This is a genomic window from Nocardia sp. NPDC058058 (assembly GCF_042885355.1).
In the GTDB taxonomy this organism is placed as follows: domain Bacteria; phylum Actinomycetota; class Actinomycetes; order Mycobacteriales; family Mycobacteriaceae; genus Nocardia.
Genome location: NZ_JBHVSA010000039.1, coordinates 1 through 1,155 on the forward strand (window position 1 = coordinate 1; position 1,155 = coordinate 1,155).

The window sequence follows — 1,155 nt, forward strand, 5'->3', positions numbered from 1 at the left end:
GCCTCCCGGAGCGGCTACTTCTCCCGTGCGGAGTACGCCCCCGTCACGCGCTCGGTCCGCCCGGCTGGCCCGGACCCGCCCCGTGTCAGGATGGCCCCATGACCGCCTCGACCGTGTTGTCGCTCCTCCGGAACCGCACCGACGGATCGTTCCTCTCGCTCTGGTCGAAGGATTCGGTCCTGTCCATCGGCTCGGTCGGCAGTGCCCGGTGGTACTGACCCCAGAGCGCTCTGGGCACCGGGCCTGACCCGTGCACCCAAGCCGGCACGAGCTGAACCCGACCCTGTCCTCAGCGATGCCAGCCGCAGGATGCAGATGAGTAGAGACGGATGTCCGCTGGTTGAGTCGCTGCACACAAAGATGCAGGTCAGATGACATGACGCCAGATGGCTAGCGACTGAAGCGACCGAACTTCAAACAATCACGTACAGAAAGCAAGGCGTCTGCCGCAGAACCATCCCGTCAGGCGTCCGCAGCCTGTGCTGGCCTTTCCGAGCGTTCCGTCTTGCGGCCTCTGCTGCCGGCGGTGAGCGTGGTCGGGTCGACGGCTTCCGCAGGGGCGCCGGTGGCGTAGAGGCCGTCGGGGACGGTGTCGCGGTCGTGCGGCAGGAGCCAGAAGACTCGGCGGCGGAAGGTACCGCTGGAGCGCGAGGGCTTGGCCTGGGGGCCGAGCTGGGCGTAGCCGACGAGGCGGCCGTCTCGGTGGTAGGCGGGTTTGCCTCGGCGGGTGGGGAGGCGGTCGAGGGACTGGCGGACGTAGTCGAGTTCGGAGACGTCTTCGAGCCAGATGAGGTCGATTTCGTGGTGGAGCTCGTCGTCGGAGATGAGGGAGCTCATGCGTTCTCCTCTTCTGCGAGCAGTCCGATGCCGGGGTAGTACTTCTTCGAGTTGGACAAGATCATTTCTTTGGGTGAGGCAAGGCCTACGAGCTCGCGTGCCCGCGACGCGAAGGCGCGGGAGGAGACGGTGGGCGCGCCTTCATTCTGGCACCAGGTGCGGTAGACGTTGTAGAGGCGGGCTTGTTCCGCGCGGTGGTCGGGGTCAAAGGTGCAGCATTCTTCGAAGAAGCGGCCGGTGTGGTCTTCGGTTTCCGCGTAGGCGGTGGTGGCGATGCGGACCGGGGCGGGGCCGGTGAGGTCTTTCTCGCCGGCGAGG

2 protein-coding genes are annotated in these 1,155 nt (G+C 66.7%); both read right to left on the reverse strand.

All coding sequences use genetic code 11. From position 1 onward, the window contains the following. Nucleotides 1-462: 462 nt before the first annotated feature. Entirely contained in the window at nt 463-837 is a 375-nt protein-coding gene (locus ACFVUS_RS44000; protein ID WP_008742100.1) for a DUF6009 family protein, read from the reverse strand. Further along, nucleotides 834-1,155 (reverse strand): primase-like DNA-binding domain-containing protein (locus tag ACFVUS_RS44005; protein ID WP_387781546.1); only part of this gene is annotated, 322 nt, incomplete at its 5' end. The genes ACFVUS_RS44000 and ACFVUS_RS44005, both read right to left, overlap by 4 nt.

What these genes read in the sequence shown, in the direction of transcription:
- ACFVUS_RS44000 (WP_008742100.1), bottom strand. Translation starts at nt 837, where the DNA reads ATGAGCTCCCTCATCTCCGACGACGAGCTCCACCACGAAATCGACCTC.